Source organism: Candidatus Nitrosotalea sinensis (assembly GCF_900143675.1).
GTDB lineage: Archaea > Thermoproteota > Nitrososphaeria > Nitrososphaerales > Nitrosopumilaceae > Nitrosotalea > Nitrosotalea sinensis.
On the sequence record NZ_FRFC01000005.1, the window covers coordinates 14,289 to 38,195 of the forward strand.

Genomic DNA, 23,907 nt, shown 5'->3' on the forward strand with positions numbered 1-23,907 from the left:
AAATAATAAAAAATATCATCGTATCTTATGCCCAAACAGATAACCCTAGATGGTTGGCTCATATCACATTTTTCAGTTTTATTAAAAAAAGCATCATCGTATGTTACCAAGACAAAGGTTCCTCTAGTGTTATACCGAAATACAATAGAGGAGGAAGGCGAAGCATATCAAGAAACAGTGTGCACCATAACTGAGGGATATATCATAGTACAAGTAATCACATCAGGAGGCGGAGTAGTGCCTAGTTTCCAACAACAGTTTGTCTTCACATTGGAAGAGTTTCCAAATTGGCTTATGAAGAAGAGCAAAGACTTGTTTCTCCAATGTGTAGATGTCCTTGAAGAACAGTTCAGTTAGATTCCAATTTACAATATATCACAAAATTATATTTTTATGATAATGAGGCTTAAAAATAGCCACACTAGAGATAAAATCAGTTTTGGGGCCATACCAGGCAAGAGGGTGTCATTTGACACTCGGTACTGACCCCAAAACATTTCATCGTATTTTCATACGAACCTTTAGTTGCAAACAACATACTACTATAATTGCATTATGCATAGTATCCCATAATTAAGAAAGAAAACAAATGAATTTGAAATACAATTACCATGGATCAGATCACCGCGTAGAAAGAAAATACAGCAAACAGATTATAAAGACCATAAAAATGAAAACTCACAAATGCGATTATTAGAATACCAAGCAAAATCTTTGTTTGCAGAGTATAACATTCCCATTCCAAAAGGATTGACATCTACCAATATTGAACAAGGTAGAAAAGATGCAACTACGCTTGGATTTCCATTTGTAATAAAGGCACAGATGGCAGTAGGTGGAAGAGGAAAAGCAGGTGCAATTCAGAAATGCCAGAATGCAGATGAATTTGAATTAAAGTATCCAGATATAATGCAGAAGGTTGTCAAAGGAGAAAAAACCAGGGCAATACTGCTTGAGAAAATGGCAGATATTAAAAAAGAGCTATATTTGTCATTGTTCTTGAATAGAGGCAAACGCTGCTATACAATAATTGCATCAGGTGAAGGAGGTGTTGAAATAGAATCTGTTAAAAACCAAGTGATTCGAGAGGTTGGACTTGGTAATGTGGATGCAAAAACTGCAGAAGAAGTAGGAAAACAAATAGGATTGAAGGACAGACCTTTATCTCAATTTGTAGATATATTACAAAAATTAGCCAAGATCACAGTAGAAAAAGAGACAGAACTAGCAGAGATAAACCCATTAGCAATTCTTGGAGACGAATCAGTTGTTGCATTAGACGGCAAGGTCATCATAGATGACAATTCAATGTTCAGACATGATGAATTACGTAAATTCCAAGAGGTTTCAGAGCTTGAAGAAAGGGCAGAAAAAAGTGGGTTTTCACTTGTTGAATTAGATGGAAACATAGCAGTTGTAGGAAACGGCGCAGGATTAGTCATGTCTACTCTAGACATGTTATCAGATAATGGTGGAAAACCAGCTTGCTTTTTAGATGTAGGTGGAGGAGCTACAACAGAAACAGTGTATGAGGCACTCACATTAATCAGTAAAATGAAAAAAGTTAAGGGAATATTGGTAAATCTGTACGGAGGAATTGTGAAAACTACTACAGTTGCAACTGCATTCATTAAAGCATATGATGACAAGGTCATTGATCTTCCAGTATTTGCAAGAATGTCAGGTGCAGAAGCAGACAAATCAAAAGAAATGCTAAAAGGGTCAAGAACAAAGATGTTTGACACTATTGAAGAAGCAATAAATGCAGCAGTAATTGAGATGAATAAAAATGGTTGATCTTTTTGAATTACTAATTGGAAAGGAAGGAGACAAGGACTTCAAAAAGAAGCCAGTCATAGTGCAAGGCATCACAGGTAAGTTTGGAGCATTTCATACCCAGCAAATGTTGGCATATGGAACAAACATAGTAGCAGGAGTTACACCTGGAAAAGGCGGACAAAAACTAGAGGGTGTTCCAATATACGAAACAATGAAAGAAGCTGTAGATGCCACTGGTGCTAAAATTTCAATAATATTTGTACCAGCCAAATTCTTCTTGTCAGCTGCAGTAGACGCATTAGAATCAGGAATAAAACTATTGATTGCAATACCAGAACATGTACCTATCAGAGATGCATTAACTGTAGTAGAGCTTGCAAAGAAAAAAGATGCCATAGTAATAGGTCCAAACACTCCAGGAATCATAGTTCCCGGAGTAATGAAGATAGGAATCATGCCAGCATCCCCATTCAAGCAAGGAAGAATTGCAGTAATTTCCAGAAGTGGTACGTTGATGTATGAAGCATCACATAATTTGTCAGTTGCCAATTTTGGTCAGAGCATATGCCTTGGAATTGGAGGCGATCCCATTAATGGAACACCGCTAATTGAGGCATTTGACACAATAAGAAATGGTGCAAATATCGACGGTATTGTTGTAGTGGGAGAAATAGGAGGAGACGCAGAAGAAATGTTAGCTCAGCACATAATTGATACAAAATTTGACAAACCAGTTGTGGCATACATTGCAGGAAGAGCAGCTCCAAAAGAAAAGAGAATGGGACATGCAGGTGCCATAGTATATGGAAACTATGGGTCTGCAGAATCAAAGGTTGCCATGTATGCAAAAGCAAATGTACCAGTAGCCAAAAGACCAGCCGAGGTATCCATGCTCCTAGCAGGAAAAATAGGAAAAGGTAGAATCAAATAGCAGGAGATAAAAGAAAAAAGAAATGCCAATTACAGATCCACTTAAGAAATCAATAGCCCAAAAGGCAAGACTTCACTTCAAAGTCTGTTTTTCATGCGGTGCAAAAAACCCAATCAGTGCATCCAGATGCCGCAAATGTAGAAACATATACCTTAGACTAAAGAACCGAACTTTAGGAATCAAAAAGTAGCCTAACAGTCTCCGCCGCAGCCACAACTATCTTGAACAAATTTCAGAGGGTTTTTGGCGTCATATTTTGCTTTTTGATAATGCGCAGCATTAAGAATTCTTTCAGACAGGGAAGGATTTTCTCCCATATTAGCTGCAAGCCAATCTTCAATCTCACCAATCTTATACACGTCACCATTTGACAATATTTCCTTGAATGTGTTTTTGAAAAGATCTTGAGAATCATCAGATGGAATAATGGATTTTAAATGGTTTAACAGGACAAGTGATTTTTCTGAAAGAGGCATGAATTAACAAATATATATTAAGTATAAGAATTTTCCAGGATTTCTTGATATATATGGAACTGCAAGATTTTGTGAAACATGTTTGTAATCAACTTTAAAAATTATGAAGAAATAGCAGGCGAGAATGCAACAAGATTAACAAAAATTGCTACAGAAGTTGCAAAAAAATACGAAATAACCATTGCCGTATGTCCACCGCAACATTTGCTTTCCGAGATATCAAAAATTTCTTCTAATGTTTTTGCCCAACATCTTGACAATTCAAAAATAGGTAGTACTACAGGTTTTGTAATACCAGAAATTGTAAAAAAATCCAACGCCAAAGGTTCCCTGATAAATCACAGTGAACACCGAATACCACCAAAGGAGATTGAAGATCTAGTCAACAGACTACGAAATTTAGGCATGATATCAATTGTTTGTGTACAAGATGTAAAAGAGGCTCAAATGTATGCCAAACTCAATCCAAATTATATTGCCATAGAACCTCCTGAACTCATAGGCAGTGGCAAGGCAGTATCAAAAGAAAAACCAGAAATAATTACAGAATCAGTGCAGGCAGTAAAAGAAGCAAACAATTCCACTCAATTATTATGCGGTGCTGGAATTGTATCAGGCGAAGATGTATCACAAGCATTAAAGCTTGGCGCAAAAGGAATATTGGTTGCAAGCGGGATTGTAAAATCAACAGACTGGCAAAAATCCATAGAAGAGTTTGCAGTAGAGTTTACCAAAAAATAAATTCCACTTATAGAACCTTTTGCATGAATAATATATACGCCTAAAATCAAAACATCGCATGACTGTTGAAAGTGACATACTAGAAGAATTAAAGAAAATCAGGGAAGCAGTAACACCAAAACCCGCTCCACCTGCACCGCCAGCACCCAAGGGACTCGTTGCAGAGTTCAAAGACTTCATAGGAAAAGCAGGAGTTCTCGGACTAGCAATAGGTTTCATAATGGGAACTGTAATTGGAAGAGTCGTAACAGCTCTTGTACAGGATCTAATCATGCCAATCCCTAGTGCATTCATAGAAGGAGGAGATTGGAGAAAAGCATCAGTTACCATACCAGTAGGAAATGGTATGACTTTTGGAATAGGGGATTTCATAGGGGTGGTAATTGATTTTCTCATAATTGCCTTTGTCATCTTCATGATAGCAAAGTTTGGACGAAAGGCTGGCCTGAAATAGGCTTTCACCTATTTTTTCAACCATACTATCAAACCACCTTAAAGAAGACTGAAATATTGAATTGTTGCTTTATCTCGCATAATGCTTCCAAGATTAGAATCAATAAAGCAAGCAAGAATCAAGATAGGATTGACTCAGCAAAAGCTTGCATCCCTTACTGGAGTTAGCACATCCATGATAAACCAAATTGAGTCTGGAAGGTGTCAGCCAAGTTATTCCACTGCTAGAAAGATATTCGAAGTATTATGGTCACTAGATAGTCAGTCATCCACCAAGGCAGGAGACATATGCAGCAAAGATGTTGCAAAACTCAAATCTACAGATTCATTGCATGATGCGATAAAAAAAATGCAAGAGTTATCCATAAGTCAAATACCAATATTTGAAGGGATAGAGGTAGTAGGTGTAATAACAGAAGATGGAATTGTAAAACACATACTAGATAATGATGAAACAGAGAGAAAGAGAATCAAACTATCTGAAATAATGGAGCCAAGACCACCCATAGTGGATTACAATACTCCAGTCAAGACACTAGTATCACTAATACGATATTCAAAATGTGTATTGGTATCAAGACAAAGTAAAATTGTAGGAATAATTACTGCATCAGACACTCTAAAGCTTGTGGACTAGCAGTTTAGCAAGTTAGAAAATAAGGACGTTTCCAGATTATGATTTTGGGTGAGAACACAATTCGGCCAACACGCCGTTCAATGATTTTGGGTGCATGAATATAATTTTCGTTCCCCGTGAACCAGGCCTTATTTCCCCAAGGAATCTTATTCCACATGTTTTCATTCTATCAACTTCTTTTTCTATTCCCTCAGTTTCCAGTGCAATGTGGTGCAATCCCTCTCCTTTTGTAGTCAGAAATTTTTTGATGGGGCTTGATTCTTTTGTTGCTTCCATTAATTCAATTCTAGAATTATTCAAATGCAATATTGCTACTCTGACTCCTTCTGATTCTACAGTTTCAAATTCTACATCATGAATTGCTAATGCTTCTTTGTATTGTTTTACTGATTCGTCCAGATTATTTACTGCAATAGCAACATGATCAAGTCGCATTTTAGAAGGTCTCCTTTGGTTGGTATATTCCAAATACTCCCCTGAAAGTATTGCTTATTTCTCCCAGGGTAGCGTAATTTTTAACAGCATCCAGGATATAGGGCATGAGATTTTCGTCTTTGTCAGCAGCAGTTTTCATCTTTTCAAGAGCATGGCTAACTTTTACATTGTCACGTGTGCTTCGTAGTTCTTTTAGCTGTTGGGTTTGTTGAGTTTGTATACTATCATCGATTTTCATAATTTCTGGTTTTTCTTTTGTAGGATCTGTGAATTTATTGACACCAACTATGACTCTTTCTTCTCCATCAATTTCCTTCTTTAGTCTGTAAGCATTTTGCCTAATTTCAGATTGGAAGAATCCTCGTTCAATTCCAACAAGTGATCCTCCCATCCTATCGATTTTTTTCAGGTACTTGTCGACTTCTGCTTCTATGACATCAGTCAAGTTTTCCACATAGTAAGAGCCTGCAAGAGGATCAACTGTCTTTGTTATTCCACTTTCATATCCAACTATTTGTTGTGTTCTCAAAGCTATTTTTACTGCAGCTTCTGTCGGTAGTGCAAGTGCTTCATCTTTTGAGTTAGTATGAAGAGACTGACATCCTCCAAGGACTGCAGCCATTGATTGGATTGCTACCCGGATGATATTATTATCAGGTTGCTGAGCTGTAAGAGATTCTCCACTTGTTTGAACATGGAATTTTAGCTGTATTGATCGTTTGTCTTTTGCATGGAATCTATCTTTCAAGATTTTAGCATAGATTCTTCGAGCAGCACGGAATTTAGCAATCTCTTCGAGAAACTCGCTAGTGCAACAGAAAAAGAAGGAAAGTCTTGGAGCAAATGCGTCTATTTTTAATCCACGGTCAACACAAGTCTCAATGTACTCTATTGCGTTAGCAAGAGTAAAAGCAACTTCCTGTATTGCATTACAACCAGCTTCTCTCATGTGATATCCTGATATTGATATTGGATACCATTGAGGAACTTTTTTTGAACAATATTCTATCATATCTCCAATGAGTCTCATGGATGGACGAGGTGGATAGATGTAGGTGTTTCTTGCAATGTATTCTTTTAGAATGTCATTTTGGGTAGTGCCTCTAAGTTGTTTGCTATCAACTCCTTGTTTTTCTCCAGTTGCAATATACAACGAAAGAAGAGTTGAAGCTGTGGAATTAATTGTCATAGAGGTACTAACTTTGTCAAGAGGAATGCCGTTAAAGCATTTCATCATATCTTTCAGTGATGTTATTGACACTCCAACTTTGCCAACTTCACCTTCTGCGTGTGAATCATCAGCATCATATCCAATTTGTGTTGGCAAGTCAAATGCCATTGAAAGACCAGTCTGTCCCCTTTCAAGCAGATACTTGAATCGTTGATTTGTTTGTTCAGCAGTGCCAAAGCCAGTATATTGTCTCATAGTCCAGAGTCTGTCTCTATACATTCCAGGATGGATTCCTCTAGTGTACGGATATTTCCCAGGCTCCTCACTCTTACTTTTTGGTTTTATTTTTGAATCGTAAAATCTCTTTACAGGAATATTTGAATCAGTCTTGATGGATTTGGGTTTCATTTCTATATTATCCCCTTGGTTATTTTATCTGCAGCCTCAAATGGATCAATTTTTTTTGATTGTAGCTTTTTCAAGTATGAAGCATATGACTTGTTTGAATCAAGCATTGTGGTAACTTTATTTTTAACATTATTTAAAACAATATCTCTGAGTTCTAAATCCAATTGTTGTTTTTCATCAGAGGTCTTTGTTTTTTGACGTATTTTCATCAGATCTTCTAGTTTTTTTGCAAACTCTGCAATACCTTTATTTGATTTTGTTGAGGTCATCATAACAATTGGGTTTTTTTCAGACATGCCAATAAAATCACGTACTGAATCAAAGAGTTGATTTGATCCAGGAAGATCACTTTTATTTATCAAATACACATCGCCGATTTCAGTCAAACCTGCTTTTATAGTTTGAATGTTATCACCAGTATTAGGATTAAAAACCACCACTGTAATGTCTGCAATTTTTTCAATATCCACCTCTGTTTGTCCTGCTCCCACACTTTCTATTATTATAGGATCAAATCCAGCATACTCTAAGATTCTGATACTATTTCGAAGTGAAGTGGAGACAGCCCCCGTTGCACCTCGTGAAGCCATACTTCTAATGTACGTGCCAGAATCAGTAGATTCAGTCATCCTTACCCGATCACCCAAGATTGCACCTCCCGTAATGTGACTTGTTGGATCTATTGCAAGGACAGCAGTCTTGTATCCAAGCTTGTTTAGCTCCATACTCGTCTTGTTGATAAGAGTACTTTTTCCTGCCCCGGCAGGACCTGTTATACCAATTTTCATAGATTTTCCAGAAGTACGAAAGATCTTTTTTATTATCAATTTTGCCTCTTTTTCATTATTTTCCACCATGGAGATAGCACGTGCTATTGCTCGTCTGTTTCCTTTCTTAAGTTCAGACACAATATCCATAGAAATTTCAAATAACAGATACACAATAAATCTTCTTGTTACAGTAGTCACGACAAAGAGGCATCCATACAAATAAAGCTTTTAAAAGACAAAATTTATCAAAAAATACATGTCACAAAAAACTCAAACAAAGAGGATTAGAATACTAGTTTCCAAGTTAGGATTAGACGGTCATGATAGAGGGGCACTTGTTTTGTGCAGAGCATTTAGAGATGCTGGAATGGAAGTGATTTATTCTGGCTTGTTTGCCACTCCAGAGAGAATAGCACAGATAGTTGAAGACGAAGACATTGATGTGGTAGCACTCAGTCTACTAAACGGTGCACATTTGACACTATTTCCTAGAGTTGCAAAAGCCATAAAAGACAAAGGGATTAACGATGTTCTTGTAATAGGTGGAGGAGTCATACCTGAAGATGATAAACCAAATCTTGAAAAATCCGGAGTTTTAGGAAATTTTGGACCTGGAACCCCACTTCCAACAATAATTGATTTCATACAAACAAATCTTTCAAAAATAAAGAAATAACGCCTTTATTCTATTCTGTAGAATCAGGCCACATCATTTTACGCATGTTTTTACCAACTGTTTCTATTTGATGTGCCTCTATCTGTTTCATGAATCGGTCAAAAGAATTCTTTCCATTCTTTTGATAATCGGAAATCCATTCTTGATTAAATGTACCATCCTGAATCATTTTTAATGCCTTTTTCATTTTTTCTTTTACACTAGCATCCATAACCATCGGGCCTCTTGTCAATCCACCATATCTTGCAGTTTCACTTACTCTTCTATACATTCCAGCAACTCCATATCTCTGAATCATATCAACTATCAACTTTAATTCGTGTAAAACTTCAAAGTATGCAATTTCTGGTTGATATCCTGCTTCTACCAGTGTTTCAAAAGCATTCATTACCATAGAAGCAGATCCTCCACAAAGGTCTACCTGTTCTCCAAACCAATCAGTCTCCACCTCTTCTTTGAATGTAGTTTCGATAACTCCCGCACGTGTACTGCCCAAGCCTTTTGCAATTCCAAGTGTTCTTTCCCAGGCTTTTTTTGTATAATCTTGATACACTGCAACAATAGAAGGCGTTCCAAATCCTTGTTGGTAAGTTTCCCTGACCTTTGAACCAGGACCTTTTGGTGCAACCATAATTATGTCAACATCCTTAGGTGCTTGTATCCAATTCCAATGAATTGCAGCAGCATGTGAAAATGAAAGTGCTTTTCCTGCCTTGAGATTGGGCCCTATCAGTTCCTTGTACACTTGGGCTTGCACCATATCAGGAATTAATATGTGAATAATGTCTGCCTGTTGACAAGCTTGGGGAATTGTCAACACCTTGTGTCCATCTTGTTGGGCCTTTTTCCAGCTTGGACCTGATTCTTGTAAACCGACTATAACATTAAGGCCAGAATCTTTGAGATTATTTGCCTGAGCATTTCCTTGTATACCATAGCCAATTACTGCTATTGTTTGATTTTTTATCAGATCTAAATTAACATCAGAGTCTTTCCAAGTTTTTACCATACAATAGGCAGTAAACAAAGGAAATAAAAACGTACTATACTGGAAAGCAAAATTTTGATTGCCATGACATCATATTGTAAGTTCTTTGCCGCATGAAACACACTTTACAATAACCAGGTCAGAGGAAATCCTGTCAAATTTTTTAGAACCACATGTAGGACACATTGGACATGCTCGGACTTTTTCCATGTAATAAAATCAAGCATCATAAAGATATCAGTTTCCATATGGATTTTGCATGACAGTAGATTCACAACATTTAGATCGTTGCGAATTATATCCAATAGAAAAAAATACTGTCAGATGGAAAAGAACTTGATGAATATCGGAATAATTGGTACTGGTCTTCTTGGAAGCGCTATTGCAAAGCGGCTTGTATCAACTCATAGCGTGTATGTGTATAACAGAACAAAAGAAAAGGCAAAGATTCTAGAACAGTTCGGGATTCAAGTAGAAGACTCCCCAATGGCGCTAGCAGAGAAATGTGATTTTATTATAACAGTAGTAAAAGATGCTACAGCCTTAAAACAAGTAGCATTTGGGAAGAAGGGCATCATACATGGAAAACACAAGAAATTGATAGTAGCAGACATGAGCACAATAAATCCCATCTCATCAAGAAAGATTGCCAAAGAATTTGCAGATAATGGAATTCCCATGGTTGATGCTCCAGTTATGGGCGGTCCAAATTTAGCAGAAAAAGGACAAATGATAGTCATGGTAGGAGGTAGAAAGAAAACCTATGAAAAAATCAAAAATGTCTTGGATTTAATTGGAGAAAAAACATTTCATTTAGGAGACAGTGGTTCTGGCCATGCAATGAAAATAGCAATGAATTCTCAAATAGCATTACTTGCTCTTTCGATATCAGAAGGGATAATACTTGCAAGAAAATCAGGTCTTGATCCACTAACATTTCTTGAAGTGTTAAATTCAACATATTTCAAAACTGGAATGAGTAGCATAAAAGGACCAAAGATGGCAAAAGGAAACTTTGAGCCAAGTTTCTTTCTAGAGATGATGCAAAAAGATCTTGATGAAATTAATACAACTGCAAAAAAGGTAGGTGCAAAACTTCCAATGACTGATCTTGCAAATAAGATCTATCAAAATGCTGTCAAGAAGGGATTTGGGAATATCGATTATACTGGAATTTTATCATATCTTGAAAAATAGAAAATTATTGTTCCTCAGGTGGTTTTATTTTTCTAAAACTAAAAAATATCCCAATGTCATATGCAATTTTTAACACGCCACCAAATACAAAAGGAGCAGAAAGCGATAATGCCGATATCACAAGTCCAATAAGTGAAGGACTTGTCGCTTGAGCAATGTTTCTTGAAGTGTTTGTAAATACAGCTGCAGGAATTCTTTCATCTTCGTTTACTACACCCATCAGATATGATTGCCTTGTTGGTACATCCATTTGAGATAGGCTCATTCTTGCAAAGTATAACGACATTGCAATTGAAAAAGAAGGAGAAAATGCGAGAAGAATCAATAAGACATTTGATGGAATGTGTGTAAATACCATCGTATTGACCAGCCCTATCTTTGATGCAATTCTAGTTGATGCAATATATGATACAGCAGTCAATATTCCAGCAATGGTAAACACGTATGATAAAGTAGACAAGTCAGCTCCAAACCTAGTATAAAACCAAAATGAGACTATGCTTTGTATTACAAAACCACCTCCAAACGAATCTACTGCAAAAAGTAATGACATTTTTCCGATTATTCCTTTTGATTTACTTGAAATATTTTTTAAAGATAGATTTGATTTTGGAGTTTGACTGCGTACTTCAATATTTTTTGAAAGTGTTAGATATATCGCAAGTGTAGCTATTGCACATGTGGCATATATAAGAAATAGAAATTTAATTGCACCAATTTCATCAAATCCATAATATTTTTGTAACAGAGATGGTAAGCCAGACACCATTACACCTGCAGACATGGCAAATGTTCCAACAGAATTATAGATTGCAAAAATAGAATTTCGTTTTTTGACATCTTTTACAGTTTGAGGTAACAACGCCTGCTCCAAGGATAGAAATGCCCCAACTTCAGATCCAGTTACATTTATCGTTCCAACAAGAGCAGCGATTACCAGTGCAACATAATTATCAGTGACAAAAAAGATTATGGCAGATACAATCATTAAAGCAGCATACAAAGCAAGAATTTTTTTTCTCCCAAATTTGTTTGCATATGCACTTGAAAAGAGATTAAAGAACACACTGTTGACAAGTGTGGCTGTAAGAACAAGACCAATCAGGATATCATTGAACCCAATTAATTTAAGATAAATCGCAAGTATTACACTTAGAAATCCATATGAGAATGTTCGTACAATTCTTGCTCCAAGCAAGAGTTTGCCGTCTTTAGAAATCCATTCAAGATTCATTTATTTGCCAAGTTTAGCCTTGTGAATTTCAATATCAGAGGCCTCAATCTTGGCAAATAGTGGTGTAACACTACCTATCTTGTGTCCTTCTTTTATTGCAAGTTCAGACATAGACGACCAAGACTGATCAGATACATTTCCAGTCAAACCAAGTTGTTCCCATATTTGTTGTGAGGATTCAGGCAAAAACGGATGAAGGGATATTGCAAGACTTCGTACTGCGTTGACTGAAATAAAAACACAGTTATTTGATCCAGGTCCAGTTTTCCACGGTTCTTTTTTCTGGAAATATTGATTGAAATGGGCTGAAAATTCTAGAATTTTTTTTAAGGCTTTATCCAAACTGTTATCTTGTATGAGAAAAGCCAGATCTGATGAAAAATTACTTATTTTATTTTTTGCATCAAGATCAATTTCATCAAATTCACTAGTGTTTGGCACTATACCCGACAAACTTTTTTGTGTAAATCCAAGTGCCCTATTGACAAAATTCCCAATATTTCCAATCAATTCAGAGTTTATTCTAGATGCAAACTCATCCCAGTCAAAATTAAGATCATCTTGACTGTAGGGCGTTATTAATGCAAGATAAAATCTAAGATAATCAGCACGATAGATTTTCAGGAAATCCCTTAAGCCAATATACCAATTTCTACTCTTTGAGATTTTTTTTGATTGAAGCATCAAATGCCCACGTGTTGGAACATAGTCTGGCAGTTTGAATTCTTTTCCGATTCCAATCCGCATTGCAGGTAAAAACAGATAATGATGATATACGATGTCTTTTCCTATGAAATGATAGATATTTGCGGAATTCCAAAAACTTTTCCCATCAATTCCTTTATCATTTAGAAACTTTACTGCTGTAGAAATGTATGCAAGGTGATTGTCAAACCATCCATAAAAGACCTGTCCTTTTGCATCATCAAGTGGAATTGGTACACCCCAACTCATGTCACGAGTTATGTCCCAATCAACCAATCCTTCCTTTATCCAGTTTTGTACGTATTTTTTCACGTCTTTTTGAAGATTAGAATTTGATTCCAACCATTGGTTTAACTCATTGACAAAATTAGTAAGTTTGAAAAAATAGTGTCTTGTTTTCTCTTTTGTAGGAGGATTTTTGCATATTGAGCATTTCGGGTCTTCAATCTCCTCTGGAACTCTGCCACATTTCTCACAAAGATCAGAGTATTGATCCTCAGACTTGCAATAAGGGCACCTTCCAAGAACATATCTGTCAGGAAGGAATTTTTTATCAGTGGTGCAATAGAATTGAATTATTTCCTTTTCATAGATATGACCATTTGATTGTAATTTTTTAAAGACGTCTTGTACAAATGCTATATTTTCAGGCGAGCTTGTCCTGTAAAAAAAATCAAATTTTATTCCAAATGCAGAAAAATCTTCATTATCTCGTTTGTTCCACACTGCTACATATTCCTCAGGTGTCTTATTTTCTTTCTCAGCTTGTATGAGAATTGGAGTTCCAAAATCATCTGAAGCGCAAAAGTAGTATGCCTCAACTCCATTTAGTTTTAGAAACCTAGTAGTAATATCAGCTGGAAGATATGTAGATGCCACATGACCAAGATGTATTTCCCCATTTGCATATGGTAGAGCACTTGTGATGATTGCCTTTTTCATTGTTTGAATAAAGTTTGTGTATGATTTAAGCTATGCCCAGCTCTGTCCGTATTTTATTTGAGCTGGAGTTGGTTTGTCCATATTGACATTCATTGCTTTTAGTGCATCTATTGCAATTTGTTTATCAATTTCATCTGGAACCGTAATTACATTTCGTCCTATTTTTTTATGATTCTTGGCAATGTATATCATTGACAATAATTGATTAGAGAAGGATTGTGCCATTACCTCTGGAGGATGACCTTCTGCTGCAACAAGATTTGCAATTCTTCCTTTTCCTACAAGATATACGCTTTTACCATTCTTTAATACACATTCATCCAGATTAGGCCTGACTTCTCTAACAGATTTTGATTCTGTTAGCAAAAATTTGGCATCAACTTCAACATCAAAGTGACCTACGTTACCCATGATGGCACCACTTTTCATAGAAAGTATGTGTTCTTTTCTAATTACTCCTGTTTGTCCTGTTGCAGTGATGAAGATTTCACCAGTCTTTGCAGCTTCTGACATGGGAGCAACCTCAAACCCATCCATGTGTGCTTCTAGTGCTCTAATGGGGTCGACTTCAGTAACACAGACTTTGGCACCCATGCCACGACATCTTGATGCAACTCCTCTTCCGACCCAACCATATCCAGCTACCACTACGCGCTTTCCTGCAAACAGCAAGTTCATAGAACGCAGATAACCATCAATTGTACTTTGACCCGTACCATACCTGTTATCAAACATGTGTTTAGTATAAGCATCATTTACAGCTATAACAGGATATTTCAATTTCTTTTCTTTTGCCAAAGCCTTTAGTCTGATTACTCCAGTAGTAGTTTCTTCAGTTCCTCCCAAAACCTTAAGGGATGCAAATTTTTTGTTTCCATGAATTTTACTATGACTATCAGAACCATCATCTGTAAGAATTTGGGGTTTGTGACTTAGCATTTGTTCAATACACCAATCATATTCTTCAGGAGTTTGTCCTGTCCAAGCATAGATGTGAATCCCGTTTTCAGCCAAGAATGCTGCAATGTCATCTTGCGTTGAAAGAGGATTTGCAGCACATGCACTCACATCTGCACCTAGTTCTTTTGCGCCCATGATTAGAACAGAAGTCTCTTTAGTAATGTGGAGGCATATGCCTATGCGTAGCCCCTTTAGTGGCTGTGATTTTTTTAATCTTGATATGGTATTAGTGAGTATTTGCATATGATCCCGTGCCCATTCGTAGGACATTTTTCCCTTGTCTGCAAGACTGGGATCTTTTACCTGACTCATAAAAATCCGAGAACTTGGGGATATAAAACGGTATCAAAAAAGACAATCTAAATATTAGATCGATTTTGTTTTACAGAATATGACTTGGAAAAAAGTGGCTGAAAAAGACGCAATTGCGCCAGGAAAAGGAAAAGAATTCACAGTAGACGGGAAAAAAATAGCAATATTCAATCAGAATGGTTTTCATGCCTTGGATTCAATATGCGTGCACCAAGATGGTTCTCTTGCACCTGGCAAACTTGATGGAGATGTCGTAGAGTGCCCACTTCATTTTTGGCACTATAATATCAAAACAGGAGAGCTGTTAGACTACATTAAAGGGGTCAAGTTAGAGACATACAAAGTTGAAGTTAAAAAAGATGGGATTTATCTAGACATCTGATAAGTTTAATTCTTTAGACTAGTTTTGAGAAATATTGAATCGTGAAATTATAGAAAATCTCATTAGAAGAGACTACGAATCAATACAAAATCAGATTGGAGAGTTTTTGCAGAATGAAATTACATACAGGAAATCAACCGGTGTAATATTTGGATTAAGTGGAGGAATAGATTCTGCAGTCATTGCAGGATTATGCGCCAAGTTTGTCAAAGAAAAAACACTTGTGCTGATTATGCCAAATTCAAAAATCACACCAAACAGTGATACAGAAGATGCGATAAAAATAGTTGACAAATATTCATTAGAATACAAATTAATCGACATAGGATTCATACATAGAGAATATTCAAAATATTTAGAACCAAACCCATTAGCGTTTGGAAATCTTGGTGCAAGGATTCGTGCAAATATGTTATACTATTATGCAAATGCACGAAATTCCCTCGTGCTTGGGTCGTCAGACAAAAGTGAATTTCTCATAGGATATTTCACAAAATTTGGAGATGGTGCGGCAGATTTGCTTCCCATATCATCATTATATAAAACACAGATAAGAGAGCTTGCAAAAAATTTAGACATACCTCAGAACATAATTTCCAAACCCAGTGGACCGCATTTATGGGAAGGTCACACCGCAGAAACAGAAATCGGATTAAACTATGAAGAAATAGACTCAATTCTATATTGCGTCATAGACAAAAAAATGTCAATAGACGAAACTGCAAAAATAACAGAAGTTCCCATTTCAGATGTTGACAGAATTTATAGAATGCATAAAAAAAGCGAACATAAAAGAACAACATCAACTACATGCGTACTACAAATATGATCAAGATGAAAATTTTTGATACATTATCTGTAACGGAAAAATATCTTGATACATCAGATGTTGTAAGAATCTACCTGTGCGGTGTTACCGTATACGATGAAAGTCACATAGGACATGCTAGAACCATTATTGTATTTGATACTCTTAGAAGATATCTTGAGACAAAAGGTATCAAAGTCAAGCTAATACAAAATTTTACAGATGTGGACGACAAGATAATCAATCGTGCCAAGAAAGAGAATACTTCTGCAGACAAGATAACTTCAAGATACATTACAAATTATTTTGAAGATTTTGACAGATTACAAGTGAAAAGAGCAGATCTTCACCCAAAAGCTACAGAGCACATTGCAGACATGATAGATCTCATAAAAGGATTGATAGACAAGGGATTTGCTTATGTTTCAAAAAACGGGGTATATTTTTCAGTATTAAGGTTTAATGAATATGGAAAGCTTTCCAAAAAACATGTGGATGAATTAGTAGCAGGTGCCAGAGTGGAAGTAGATGAAACAAAAAAAGATCCGCTAGATTTTGCATTATGGAAATTTTCCAGCGAGTTACCAACATGGGATAGTCCTTGGGGAAGAGGAAGACCAGGTTGGCACATTGAATGTTCTGCAATGAGTCTGAAATATCTTGGAAGCAATTTTGAGATTCATGGAGGGGGTCGTGATTTGATATTTCCGCATCATGAAAATGAGATTGCACAATCAGAATCATTTACTGGTACCAACTTTGCAAAAATTTGGATGCATGTAGGCATGGTAACTATAAACGGTGAAAAAATGTCAAAATCACTAGGCAACACAAAATCAATAGACTTTGTTTTGAAGAGATGGGGTCCAAATATAATTAGATTATTTTGTTTATCAGGTCATTATTCAAAGCCAATTGATTATTCAGAAGACATGTTAAAAGAGACAGTTACAAAATGGCGTCAAGTGGAAAATTGTTATTTTGAGATGAATCTAGCAGAAAACACTCAGACAAGGCCAGAACTTCTAAATCAGATTCATGAAATAACCAATGAAGTAAATCTAGAGTTTGATAACGCGCTTGATTCAGATTTTAATACATCTCTAGCCATATCTGCTTTCTTTAAGCTTGTAAAACATGTCAATCAGATGGCATCAGTAGAGACACTAACAAGAGAAATTTCCAATATAGTATTACCAGCTTTTTATAGAATGTCTAACATCTTGGGTTTACAACTCGTAGAAATTACAGAAGAAGAGAAAATCAAGATATCAGATTTGATCAAATTACGAAATACATTACGGCTTGAAAAGAAATTTCAAGATGCAGATGTCATACGAAGACAAATTTCAGACATGGACATCATTTTGATTGATCACAAGACAAGAACTACATGGATGAAACAAGAAAAAATAGGTATTGAGAATTAAGACTTTTTGGTTTGTGCACTAACTAACGATACGATGTCTCTATCTCTTAATTGATAGTGTATTGGAAGTCGTACTCCATATCTCACATCTTTCGCGTAAAGCAGTCCTTTTGTCAAGTCAGTGTGTATCTCTTTTGCCAGGTCTTCCACAGTAGCACCATCTTTTAGCAAAATCAAATCAGGAAGAACTCGCCCTTTTTTATCAGATAAAGTTTCAGGATTTGCCACAGGGTAAATAGAATTCATTTTCAATAATTTGAAGACTGTAACATTTATTGCAAATTGGACTCCAGTTCTCATATATTCTCCCAATATGCCTTGTGTGATAAAATCAAGTGCCTCTAATTGCTTTTTGTTAAGCTTGTCTTTTTGAAGAATTTCAAATTGTTCTGATCCTGGAACGTATTTTATCAAGCCTTTTTGCTCTGCTTTTCTAAGCGAAAGTTCACTATCAGTACTTGCAGGAATTATTATAGTGTCGATATACTTTTCTCGCAATCTATCAAAATTCTTCTCTGCCCCAGGGACATCAATTTTATTGGCAACTATTAGTGTAGGTTTAGATATTTTTCTCAGATATGCAGCAAATTTTTTGCTATCATGCATGTCAAAGTTTTCAAAGTGCTTATCATCAAGACCTGTTATTTTTAGTGCTTCTTTAACATGATTTTCTTTTACACCAATTCCCCTAAATACATCGGTTATTGCTACGACAGGCTCTATTTCAGATTGAACAAGTTTTGATATCTTATCTCTATTGCCTTCAAGTAGTTTCAAGTACCACATGATTAATTCTTCTTCAATATCAGAAACATCCGCAATAGGATCACCACTTCCCACTTCAGCAATTCTTCCTGCAGCATCAATGCTACCAGATACATCTACAACATGCAATATTGCATCAGACTGAGTTGCAACAGAAAGGAATTGATTTCCAAGTCCTTTTCCAGCCCAGGCATCTTTTATCAATCCTGGTAAATCAATTAGTTCAATAGGAATAAACCTCCAACCATCCATGCATTTAGAATTTTGAGGATTATCTTTTATGTTAAATTCAGTATGAACACACGGAGTGATTGCATTTCCTAGTGCTCTTTCAGGTTTTTTTGTAGTAAACGGATAAGTTGAGACTTGTCCACCTGCCAGTGTAGCAGCGTTAAAGAAAGTTGTTTTTCCAGTATTAGTTTTTCCTAAAAGGCCAATTTTTATTGGCATAAATTTATCTGATTATGCTTGCTATTTATCTTTGCGGCATATTATTCACAATGATTACGTGATACATGATTTGCCGAGTTTTTTAGTTCATCAGCATACCATGTTATTTCCTTTATTTCATCCTCAGTTATATCGCCATCCCACTTTTCAAGTACAATTTTTAGTATTTGGGAGGAATTATACAAAAAATTCCAGTATGGATGATGTTCGGCAGTAGTAAATGCTAGCTCTTCAATTTCTTCAAGGCCAGTTTTTGCAAGAGCCACACTGTTAGATCTTTCTCCATATATTCGAAGAATTCCAGAATCAGGTTCAGAATGTATTTTTATCAGAACATTTTTCTTTTCAAATGATTTAGCAAGATCTGAAACAGATTTACAAAAATTGGTGAAGTCGTCAGACATGGTCTAAAACAATCTCTGATGTTCTGCAAGCATACAGCGATTATACACTACATCAATTCCTGCTTTAAGAGCAATCTTTTCTGCCTCAGGATTATGAATTCCTTCTTGAAGCCAGATAACTTTAGGTTTTATTCTGATAGCTTCTTCAATAACAGGCATAACCTGATCAGAAGGTCGAAAAACATCCACAATATCAATTTCTTGAGAAATATCAAGTAAATTAGAATAACATGTTCTGCCCAAAATTTCTACACTAGTCGGATTTACTGGAATTATGTTAAAACCGTGCTCAAGCAGATATTTTGGTACATAATGTGCAGCTTTGTCAGGATTCTTAGACATGCCAACCACTGCAATATTTTTCATAGAATAGATTGTGCGAATTTCATCATCAGTGTGAGAATCTCTCTCCATGTGTTGTTGAGAGCATCATCTGTTTAATATCTTATGGAATAACCGATTTATATGGCAAACAAAGTTATTTTGATGTGGAAGAAGAACCAAGTGACGTAATTGTACTAAGTGCGATAAGTCAAGGTGCAAAGAAATTTGATAAAATTTCAAAAAAGACAAAAATAAGTCATCAAGAATTAGAATCATTACTTCAACAACTTGAAGATAAAGGATTAATCACAGTAGTTGAGAAAAAGGGTTTCTTTGGACCCAAAAAAGAAATCATCCTGACAGACAAAGGCAATAAAGAATTGGAAGAAAGAAGATTCGAATTACAACAGAACTGGAATCAGATGGTTGAGATATGGAAATCAGGAGACAAGCAAAAATTGCAGCAACATATGGAAGACAACAAGTCACTAATTCCTTCAATGATGTTCATGGGCATAATGGATATGATGATGTTTTCAACAATGATGAGTTTCATGGGCCTTGCCATGACAAGTTTCATACCAGACCAATACATGGACAATCAAGACATGGGACATGATACCACTGGGCATGATTCAGGTCACGACTCAGGACAGGATTTCAGTGGCGGAGATTTTCATGGAGACGGCGGCCCAGGAGACATGGGCGGTTTTGACATTAATTTCTAAAAAAGCAATACAAATAACAGAATTAAAAAACGGTTAATTTCCGATTTGACGGAAATAATTTCATCTATTTTTATTTATTTGGCATACTACCAGTGGTTGTCATGTTACCACTACTTGTCTTCTCATTTCCATGAGAAGTTGTTCCCGGTGCAACAGAGCCTGCCAAGTCATGCATGACATCTTCACCGTGTGGAAGAGATCCTACTTTGCCATAGCTGACTTTTTGTGATTGCCATATTGCATTTACCCACTTGGTGTGCTCTCCTGGTGCACAGATGTGATCACCACAAATTACACTATTACCATAGCTTGCAGTGGATATGTTATCATTCCAAGTGCTTGGAGTCAAAGCACTAGCATGTGGAACAGATGTTGCAGCAAATGATACTAAAAGTACAGATGCTGTTAACAGTAGTACTGCTATTTTATTGGACATTAGTTTTTGTTCGCGATGTGGCATATAAAAGAATTATGATGAAATTATTCATGATAAAAATAATTGTGAACAATACCTAAGTATTACTTGGTATTTGGCATATTGCCAGTCATGTTACTCATGCTGCCAGACATCTTCATGTTTCCACTTGAGGTTGTAGAGGATGTTGCCATTGAATGCATGATATCTTCTCCATGCTGAGCATTTGCAGAGTTACCATAGCCTGTTCTCTGTGAATCCCACAAAGCTTTCACCCATTGAGCATGTTCTCCAGGTGCACAGATGTGATTGCCACATACTTTGCTAATTCCATAGCTTGCTGTGGTATGACTATCATCATACACGGAAAAGTCTCTTTGAATCAAAGCATTTGCTTGTTGAAGGTTAACTGCCAACAAGGATGTCATTAGAACTGAGATGGTAAGTAATAGTAATGCTGTTTTACTAGACATCGGTTTGGTTCCACTAACGGCATATAAAAGATTTATGAATCAAGGTTAATCAAATGATCGTATGTTGACCACATGGAAACAGATATCAATAATTCAACAGGTCATGCTGACATGACAGTACAGATAGGTGCAAAATCGCCCAATCTCAAGGTCTCAGAATGGGTACAAGGATTACCTACAAACATAGACAAAGAAAAAGACAATGTTGTTTTGGTGGAAGTCTTTCAGGTAAACTGTCCTGGTTGCTTCCTTTATGGTATTCCCCAAGCAATTGACATTTATCAAAAATATAGAAAGGAAGGAGTAACTGTACTTGGGGTTGCGACAGCATTTGAGGATTTTGACAAAAACACATTAGAGAATTTGCGATTGTTGCTCACCACAGGAGAAGTAATCGGCGAGACATTGAAGGCATTGGGTCAATACGGTCAACTCATAGACAAGAATAAGATTCCATACAAAATTCCATTCCCGGTTGCAATGGACATGCTCAAAAAGGAAGACGAACCCACAAGTCAAAGTAAGATTGACGAAATAATTAATGCAAACGTACCAAGTTACGAATCATACAGTCAGAATCAAAAGTTGGAAATTATTGAAAGAGTAAAACAATATCTAAAAAACAAAGAATATTCTGCTCAGACATTTGAAGAATTTGCATTAAGAGGAACACCATCATCCATACTCATAGACAAAAAAGGGATTCTCAGAGATGTATCATTTGGTACAAACGATTTTCTTGAAGAAAACATAAAGAAACTATTAAACGAATAATGTTTTTGAGTGACAATTTAGTACCAATTAGTCATGTATACCACATTTGACGAGACTAATCTTGACAAGATAGTAACTTTATTAAAATCTCATCAATCCAAATTCTTATCGGGAGAAAAGATAAGTCAGATACTGCAACTCAGCAGAGCTGCAGTCTGGAAGAATATCAAGATATTACAATCATTAGGATACAAGATAGAATCCAAGCCAAAGACAGGATACAAATTACATTCAAGATCTAACCTTTTGCTACCATGGGAAATTTCAGACGGTTTGCAGACCGACATCATAGGAAGAAAGATCTACTATTTCAATACAATTGACTCTACACAGAATTTTGCTCTGAGATTATCGGAATGGCCTCATGAAAACGGTTCTGTCATAATAGCAAAAAAGCAAACAAGGGGAAGAGGCAGATTAAATCGGAAATGGGTTTCACCAAGTGGAGGGATATGGCTATCAGTATTGTTAAAACCAAATTTTGATTCATCACATACATCATTGTTTCCCATGGCCACATCTCTTGCTCTTTCCATCGCAATTAAAAAAATACTGAAAATAGATACGCAACTCAAATGGCCAAATGACTTGACTATAAATGATAAAAAAGTAGCAGGCATACTAATTGACGCATCAATTGAATCAAATAAAATCGAATATTTGATAATTGGAGTTGGAATTAACTTCCAAGTAAAACCATCCGCAATAACAAGACAAATTAAAAATCAAAATTATGGTGTAGCAACACTAGTGGAAAAAGAAAACAACAGCCAAGTAAAACTTGTACAACAATTCCTACTAGAATTGGAGCATGTGTACAATCAGATAATGTCAGGTCATGTTAGCAATATTCAGCAAAAATGGATCAAACGATCGTCTACAATCGGAAAAAACATTACAGCCACAACGACTACTGAAGTTCTCAGAGGAAAAGCCATTGGAATTGACAAGACAGGTGCTTTACTTTTATCAAAAGACGGTAAAATTCAAAAATTACTGGCAGCAGACATATCATACAAAACGTAGATTATTTGTGAGAAATCAGTATAAGACTAGTTCCTATTAGAATTCCTGCCATTATCTCCATCCAATGCGGAAAGAGTAGCCTTCGCAAGAATATTTCAGCTGACTGGTTCATGTGAGTCATCCATAATTCATCATAATAGTGTTTTATCAGCTCTAGTCATTAAAACTCAGCTAGTTTTCTTACTTGACAAATGATTATGAACATAATCTGAAAAATAGTGAATTTTATTAAATATTAGATTCCCACTATGTAATGAATATTTGCTGGGCAAACACAGATAGTTTTAATGAAGCAGATATAGTGGTAGTTGGAATTCCTGACGAGTCCAAATCACACGCACTAAGAAAAGGCACATCAGAAGCACCACATAAGATAAGAGAAATTTCAACAATAAGAGACACTTACAGAAGAGGTAATGACATTTCAATAGGTTTACCGCTTGATGGCATTACTAAAAAAATTTATGATCATGGGAACATAGAACGAAACCAAGTAAGCGAGACTATAACCAAGATAGTTGCAGAGAAAAAGATCCCAATAGCAATCGGCGGGGATCATTCAATATCTACAGAGATAATAAAAGCAATATCAAGAAAATACGGTCCACTTTCTTTGGTATATTTTGACGCTCATCCAGATTTTATAAGTTCAGTTCGCGGATATTATGGATCTGTGTTCTATGATGTTTTAGACAGCATAGACATTGAATCTAGCATACAGATAGGAATTAGAACTCCAGAAAAAGAGGAGATTGATAATATTAAAAAATACAACATTGAAGTGGTCACTCCATTTGACATATCAAGAGACGGCATACATAAAACAGAACAGAGAATAATGAATAAGCTTGGCAAAAATGTATACATTTCACTTGATATGGATGTGATAGATCCAGCGTTTGCTCCAGGTGTATCAGTACCTGTACCACTAGGCTTGGGAAACATAGAGGTAACATATCTTCTAAAGGCTCTTGCAGCAAAAGGCATGTCAGGTTTGGACATAATGGAAACATGTCCAAATTATGACATTAAAGACAGAACGTCACACCTGGTATCAAGAATAATTGGTGAAGTCATATCATCTGCAAGATAAAACATAGCCAATACTTTTAAC

29 protein-coding genes are annotated in these 23,907 nt (G+C 36.1%); 16 read left to right on the forward strand and 13 right to left on the reverse strand.

Going from position 1 to position 23,907, the window contains the following annotated elements:
* Window positions 1-27: 27 nt before the first annotated feature.
* From NSIN_RS07605 to NSIN_RS07620, 4 genes are all read left to right on the forward strand, one after another.
* A complete protein-coding gene (locus NSIN_RS07605) occupies window positions 28-357 on the forward strand; it encodes a hypothetical protein (protein WP_101010630.1) in 330 nt (109 codons plus the stop codon).
* A gap of 327 nt (window positions 358-684) precedes the next feature.
* Window positions 685-1,797, forward strand: a complete 1,113-nt coding sequence (locus tag NSIN_RS07610) for a succinate--CoA ligase subunit beta (protein WP_101010631.1) — start codon at window positions 685-687, stop codon at window positions 1,795-1,797.
* Window positions 1,790-2,710 carry a succinate--CoA ligase subunit alpha gene (gene sucD / locus NSIN_RS07615; RefSeq protein ID WP_101010632.1) on the forward strand — a complete coding sequence of 307 codons (921 nt, stop codon included), beginning with the start codon at window positions 1,790-1,792 and terminating at the stop codon, window positions 2,708-2,710. Before NSIN_RS07610 ends, sucD begins: the two co-directional genes overlap by 8 nt.
* Window positions 2,711-2,732: 22 nt before the next feature.
* Window positions 2,733-2,900 carry a 50S ribosomal protein L40e gene (locus NSIN_RS07620; protein WP_101010633.1) on the forward strand — a complete coding sequence of 56 codons (168 nt, stop codon included), beginning with the start codon at window positions 2,733-2,735 and terminating at the stop codon, window positions 2,898-2,900.
* A 1-nt stretch (window position 2,901) separates the two neighbouring features.
* Here NSIN_RS07620 and NSIN_RS07625 read toward each other — a convergent pair whose 3' ends face one another.
* Window positions 2,902-3,186 carry a hypothetical protein gene (locus NSIN_RS07625; RefSeq protein WP_101010634.1) on the reverse strand — a complete coding sequence of 95 codons (285 nt, stop codon included), beginning with the start codon at window positions 3,184-3,186 and terminating at the stop codon, window positions 2,902-2,904.
* Window positions 3,187-3,264: 78 nt separating this feature from the next.
* Between NSIN_RS07625 and tpiA the strand changes: the two genes are divergently transcribed.
* From tpiA to NSIN_RS07640, 3 genes are all read left to right on the forward strand, one after another.
* The gene (gene tpiA, locus NSIN_RS07630) at window positions 3,265-3,927 is read left to right on the forward strand and encodes a triose-phosphate isomerase (protein WP_101010635.1); all 663 of its coding nucleotides are present in this window, start codon (window positions 3,265-3,267) and stop codon (window positions 3,925-3,927) included.
* Window positions 3,928-3,985: 58 nt separating this feature from the next.
* Window positions 3,986-4,381, forward strand: coding sequence for an MscL family protein (locus NSIN_RS07635; protein ID WP_101010636.1), 396 nt, complete (start codon window positions 3,986-3,988; stop codon window positions 4,379-4,381).
* A gap of 81 nt (window positions 4,382-4,462) precedes the next feature.
* The gene (locus tag NSIN_RS07640; RefSeq protein ID WP_101010637.1) at window positions 4,463-5,017 is read left to right on the forward strand and encodes a CBS domain-containing protein; all 555 of its coding nucleotides are present in this window, start codon (window positions 4,463-4,465) and stop codon (window positions 5,015-5,017) included.
* Between the two features lie 36 nt (window positions 5,018-5,053).
* Here the strand turns inward: NSIN_RS07640 and mce are convergent, their stop codons facing one another.
* From mce to meaB, 3 genes are read right to left on the reverse strand one after another with little or no spacing between them, the layout of a single operon-like run.
* Window positions 5,054-5,452 carry a methylmalonyl-CoA epimerase gene (gene mce, locus NSIN_RS07645; protein WP_101010638.1) on the reverse strand — a complete coding sequence of 133 codons (399 nt, stop codon included), beginning with the start codon at window positions 5,450-5,452 and terminating at the stop codon, window positions 5,054-5,056.
* A 1-nt stretch (window position 5,453) separates the two neighbouring features.
* Window positions 5,454-7,031 carry an acyl-CoA mutase large subunit family protein gene (locus tag NSIN_RS07650; RefSeq protein WP_101010639.1) on the reverse strand — a complete coding sequence of 526 codons (1,578 nt, stop codon included), beginning with the start codon at window positions 7,029-7,031 and terminating at the stop codon, window positions 5,454-5,456.
* Window positions 7,032-7,033: 2 nt separating this feature from the next.
* Window positions 7,034-7,948 carry a methylmalonyl Co-A mutase-associated GTPase MeaB gene (gene meaB, locus NSIN_RS07655; RefSeq protein ID WP_101010640.1) on the reverse strand — a complete coding sequence of 305 codons (915 nt, stop codon included), beginning with the start codon at window positions 7,946-7,948 and terminating at the stop codon, window positions 7,034-7,036.
* Window positions 7,949-8,057: 109 nt separating this feature from the next.
* Between meaB and NSIN_RS07660 the strand changes: the two genes are divergently transcribed.
* On the forward strand, window positions 8,058-8,477 hold the full coding sequence (locus NSIN_RS07660; RefSeq protein WP_101010641.1) for a cobalamin B12-binding domain-containing protein: 420 nt from the start codon (window positions 8,058-8,060) through the stop codon (window positions 8,475-8,477).
* Between the two features lie 10 nt (window positions 8,478-8,487).
* On the opposite strand, the gene ilvC is transcribed toward NSIN_RS07660, so the two are convergent.
* Window positions 8,488-9,486, reverse strand: coding sequence for a ketol-acid reductoisomerase (gene ilvC / locus NSIN_RS07665; protein ID WP_101010831.1), 999 nt, complete (start codon window positions 9,484-9,486; stop codon window positions 8,488-8,490).
* Window positions 9,487-9,753: 267 nt separating this feature from the next.
* Here ilvC and NSIN_RS07670 point away from each other — a divergent pair, with 267 nt between their 5' ends.
* A complete protein-coding gene (locus NSIN_RS07670) occupies window positions 9,754-10,662 on the forward strand; it encodes an NAD(P)-dependent oxidoreductase (protein ID WP_281259601.1) in 909 nt (302 codons plus the stop codon).
* A gap of 4 nt (window positions 10,663-10,666) precedes the next feature.
* On the opposite strand, the gene NSIN_RS07675 is transcribed toward NSIN_RS07670, so the two are convergent.
* From NSIN_RS07675 to NSIN_RS07685, 3 genes are read right to left on the reverse strand one after another with little or no spacing between them, the layout of a single operon-like run.
* Window positions 10,667-11,896 carry an MFS transporter gene (locus NSIN_RS07675; protein WP_101010643.1) on the reverse strand — a complete coding sequence of 410 codons (1,230 nt, stop codon included), beginning with the start codon at window positions 11,894-11,896 and terminating at the stop codon, window positions 10,667-10,669.
* A complete protein-coding gene (gene metG / locus NSIN_RS07680) occupies window positions 11,897-13,543 on the reverse strand; it encodes a methionine--tRNA ligase (protein ID WP_101010644.1) in 1,647 nt (548 codons plus the stop codon).
* 30 nt (window positions 13,544-13,573) lie between these two features.
* Window positions 13,574-14,815, reverse strand: a complete 1,242-nt coding sequence (locus NSIN_RS07685; protein WP_101010645.1) for an adenosylhomocysteinase — start codon at window positions 14,813-14,815, stop codon at window positions 13,574-13,576.
* A gap of 79 nt (window positions 14,816-14,894) precedes the next feature.
* On the opposite strand from NSIN_RS07685, the gene NSIN_RS07690 reads away from it, so the two are divergent.
* The 3 genes from NSIN_RS07690 to cysS are packed head-to-tail and all read left to right on the forward strand — an operon-like array spanning window position 14,895 to window position 17,435.
* Window positions 14,895-15,197: a Rieske (2Fe-2S) protein gene (locus NSIN_RS07690; RefSeq protein WP_101010646.1), complete on the forward strand. Its 303-nt coding sequence runs from the start codon at window positions 14,895-14,897 to the stop codon at window positions 15,195-15,197.
* A 34-nt stretch (window positions 15,198-15,231) separates the two neighbouring features.
* On the forward strand, window positions 15,232-16,026 hold the full coding sequence (locus NSIN_RS07695) for an NAD+ synthase (protein WP_101010647.1): 795 nt from the start codon (window positions 15,232-15,234) through the stop codon (window positions 16,024-16,026).
* Window positions 16,027-16,031: 5 nt separating this feature from the next.
* Complete coding sequence (cysS, locus tag NSIN_RS07700) at window positions 16,032-17,435, forward strand: cysteine--tRNA ligase (RefSeq protein WP_101010832.1); 1,404 nt, start codon at window positions 16,032-16,034, stop codon at window positions 17,433-17,435.
* Here cysS and ychF read toward each other — a convergent pair.
* From ychF to NSIN_RS07715, 3 genes are read right to left on the reverse strand one after another with little or no spacing between them, the layout of a single operon-like run.
* The gene (ychF, locus tag NSIN_RS07705; RefSeq protein ID WP_101010648.1) at window positions 17,432-18,649 is read right to left on the reverse strand and encodes a YchF-related putative GTPase; all 1,218 of its coding nucleotides are present in this window, start codon (window positions 18,647-18,649) and stop codon (window positions 17,432-17,434) included. The genes cysS and ychF overlap by 4 nt on opposite strands.
* Window positions 18,650-18,690: 41 nt before the next feature.
* On the reverse strand, window positions 18,691-19,053 hold the full coding sequence (locus NSIN_RS07710) for a hypothetical protein (RefSeq protein WP_245871943.1): 363 nt from the start codon (window positions 19,051-19,053) through the stop codon (window positions 18,691-18,693).
* A 3-nt stretch (window positions 19,054-19,056) separates the two neighbouring features.
* Window positions 19,057-19,467: a CoA-binding protein gene (locus NSIN_RS07715; protein WP_101010649.1), complete on the reverse strand. Its 411-nt coding sequence runs from the start codon at window positions 19,465-19,467 to the stop codon at window positions 19,057-19,059.
* 74 nt (window positions 19,468-19,541) lie between these two features.
* Here NSIN_RS07715 and NSIN_RS07720 point away from each other — a divergent pair, with 74 nt between their 5' ends.
* The gene (locus NSIN_RS07720; protein ID WP_101010650.1) at window positions 19,542-20,105 is read left to right on the forward strand and encodes a PadR family transcriptional regulator; all 564 of its coding nucleotides are present in this window, start codon (window positions 19,542-19,544) and stop codon (window positions 20,103-20,105) included.
* Window positions 20,106-20,175: 70 nt separating this feature from the next.
* On the opposite strand, the gene NSIN_RS07725 is transcribed toward NSIN_RS07720, so the two are convergent.
* Window positions 20,176-20,541, reverse strand: coding sequence for a hypothetical protein (locus tag NSIN_RS07725; RefSeq protein WP_101010651.1), 366 nt, complete (start codon window positions 20,539-20,541; stop codon window positions 20,176-20,178).
* 83 nt (window positions 20,542-20,624) lie between these two features.
* Window positions 20,625-20,993, reverse strand: coding sequence for a hypothetical protein (locus NSIN_RS07730; protein ID WP_101010652.1), 369 nt, complete (start codon window positions 20,991-20,993; stop codon window positions 20,625-20,627).
* A gap of 111 nt (window positions 20,994-21,104) precedes the next feature.
* On the opposite strand from NSIN_RS07730, the gene NSIN_RS07735 reads away from it, so the two are divergent.
* The 3 genes from NSIN_RS07735 (at window position 21,105) to speB (ending at window position 23,886) form a co-directional block, all read left to right on the forward strand.
* Window positions 21,105-21,767, forward strand: a complete 663-nt coding sequence (locus NSIN_RS07735) for a peroxiredoxin family protein (protein ID WP_101010834.1) — start codon at window positions 21,105-21,107, stop codon at window positions 21,765-21,767.
* Window positions 21,768-21,800: 33 nt separating this feature from the next.
* The gene (locus NSIN_RS07740; protein ID WP_101010653.1) at window positions 21,801-22,793 is read left to right on the forward strand and encodes a biotin--[acetyl-CoA-carboxylase] ligase; all 993 of its coding nucleotides are present in this window, start codon (window positions 21,801-21,803) and stop codon (window positions 22,791-22,793) included.
* Window positions 22,794-23,046: 253 nt separating this feature from the next.
* Window positions 23,047-23,886 carry an agmatinase gene (speB, locus tag NSIN_RS07745; RefSeq protein WP_101010654.1) on the forward strand — a complete coding sequence of 280 codons (840 nt, stop codon included), beginning with the start codon at window positions 23,047-23,049 and terminating at the stop codon, window positions 23,884-23,886.
* Window positions 23,887-23,907 lie beyond the last annotated feature (21 nt).

What these genes read in the sequence shown, in the direction of transcription:
- NSIN_RS07605 (WP_101010630.1), top strand. Translation starts at nt 28, where the DNA reads ATGCCCAAACAGATAACCCTAGATGGTTGGCTCATATCACATTTTTCA.
- NSIN_RS07610 (WP_101010631.1), top strand. Translation starts at nt 685, where the DNA reads ATGCGATTATTAGAATACCAAGCAAAATCTTTGTTTGCAGAGTATAAC.
- sucD (WP_101010632.1), top strand. Translation starts at nt 1,790, where the DNA reads ATGGTTGATCTTTTTGAATTACTAATTGGAAAGGAAGGAGACAAGGAC.
- NSIN_RS07620 (WP_101010633.1), top strand. Translation starts at nt 2,733, where the DNA reads ATGCCAATTACAGATCCACTTAAGAAATCAATAGCCCAAAAGGCAAGA.
- NSIN_RS07625 (WP_101010634.1), bottom strand. Translation starts at nt 3,186, where the DNA reads ATGCCTCTTTCAGAAAAATCACTTGTCCTGTTAAACCATTTAAAATCC.
- tpiA (WP_101010635.1), top strand. Translation starts at nt 3,265, where the DNA reads ATGTTTGTAATCAACTTTAAAAATTATGAAGAAATAGCAGGCGAGAAT.
- NSIN_RS07635 (WP_101010636.1), top strand. Translation starts at nt 3,986, where the DNA reads ATGACTGTTGAAAGTGACATACTAGAAGAATTAAAGAAAATCAGGGAA.
- NSIN_RS07640 (WP_101010637.1), top strand. Translation starts at nt 4,463, where the DNA reads ATGCTTCCAAGATTAGAATCAATAAAGCAAGCAAGAATCAAGATAGGA.
- mce (WP_101010638.1), bottom strand. Translation starts at nt 5,452, where the DNA reads ATGCGACTTGATCATGTTGCTATTGCAGTAAATAATCTGGACGAATCA.
- NSIN_RS07650 (WP_101010639.1), bottom strand. Translation starts at nt 7,031, where the DNA reads ATGAAACCCAAATCCATCAAGACTGATTCAAATATTCCTGTAAAGAGA.
- meaB (WP_101010640.1), bottom strand. Translation starts at nt 7,948, where the DNA reads ATGGATATTGTGTCTGAACTTAAGAAAGGAAACAGACGAGCAATAGCA.
- NSIN_RS07660 (WP_101010641.1), top strand. Translation starts at nt 8,058, where the DNA reads ATGTCACAAAAAACTCAAACAAAGAGGATTAGAATACTAGTTTCCAAG.
- ilvC (WP_101010831.1), bottom strand. Translation starts at nt 9,486, where the DNA reads ATGGTAAAAACTTGGAAAGACTCTGATGTTAATTTAGATCTGATAAAA.
- NSIN_RS07675 (WP_101010643.1), bottom strand. Translation starts at nt 11,896, where the DNA reads ATGAATCTTGAATGGATTTCTAAAGACGGCAAACTCTTGCTTGGAGCA.
- metG (WP_101010644.1), bottom strand. Translation starts at nt 13,543, where the DNA reads ATGAAAAAGGCAATCATCACAAGTGCTCTACCATATGCAAATGGGGAA.
- NSIN_RS07685 (WP_101010645.1), bottom strand. Translation starts at nt 14,815, where the DNA reads ATGAGTCAGGTAAAAGATCCCAGTCTTGCAGACAAGGGAAAAATGTCC.
- NSIN_RS07690 (WP_101010646.1), top strand. Translation starts at nt 14,895, where the DNA reads ATGACTTGGAAAAAAGTGGCTGAAAAAGACGCAATTGCGCCAGGAAAA.
- cysS (WP_101010832.1), top strand. Translation starts at nt 16,032, where the DNA reads ATGAAAATTTTTGATACATTATCTGTAACGGAAAAATATCTTGATACA.
- ychF (WP_101010648.1), bottom strand. Translation starts at nt 18,649, where the DNA reads ATGCCAATAAAAATTGGCCTTTTAGGAAAAACTAATACTGGAAAAACA.
- NSIN_RS07710 (WP_245871943.1), bottom strand. Translation starts at nt 19,053, where the DNA reads ATGTCTGACGACTTCACCAATTTTTGTAAATCTGTTTCAGATCTTGCT.
- NSIN_RS07715 (WP_101010649.1), bottom strand. Translation starts at nt 19,467, where the DNA reads ATGGAGAGAGATTCTCACACTGATGATGAAATTCGCACAATCTATTCT.
- NSIN_RS07725 (WP_101010651.1), bottom strand. Translation starts at nt 20,541, where the DNA reads ATGTCCAATAAAATAGCAGTACTACTGTTAACAGCATCTGTACTTTTA.
- NSIN_RS07730 (WP_101010652.1), bottom strand. Translation starts at nt 20,993, where the DNA reads ATGTCTAGTAAAACAGCATTACTATTACTTACCATCTCAGTTCTAATG.
- NSIN_RS07735 (WP_101010834.1), top strand. Translation starts at nt 21,105, where the DNA reads ATGACAGTACAGATAGGTGCAAAATCGCCCAATCTCAAGGTCTCAGAA.
- NSIN_RS07740 (WP_101010653.1), top strand. Translation starts at nt 21,801, where the DNA reads ATGTATACCACATTTGACGAGACTAATCTTGACAAGATAGTAACTTTA.
- speB (WP_101010654.1), top strand. Translation starts at nt 23,047, where the DNA reads ATGAATATTTGCTGGGCAAACACAGATAGTTTTAATGAAGCAGATATA.